We start from the raw sequence: 202 nt of genomic DNA on the forward strand, positions 1-202 counted from the left end.
CGAGTACAAGCGCCAGCACCTCAATGCCCTCCAGGTGATCGCCCAGTACCTGCGCATCAAGAACGGCCTCGCGGGCGGCATGGCCCCTCGCACCGTGATCTTCGGGGGCAAGGCGGCTCCCGGCTATGCCATGGCCAAGCTGATCATCCGCTTCATCAACGGCATCGCCGACGTCGTCAACGCCGACCCCGACATGGACGGC

The 202-nt window shown here is 65.8% G+C and carries 1 protein-coding gene; it reads left to right on the forward strand.

From position 1 onward, the window contains the following. On the forward strand, positions 1-202 hold a 202-nt coding region (locus tag KUG39_RS17825), incomplete at both ends, for a glycogen/starch/alpha-glucan phosphorylase (protein WP_216916618.1).

Origin of the sequence: Synechococcus sp. CCAP 1479/10, from assembly GCF_019038515.1 — a bacterium.
Lineage (GTDB): Bacteria > Cyanobacteriota > Cyanobacteriia > PCC-6307 > Cyanobiaceae > Cyanobium.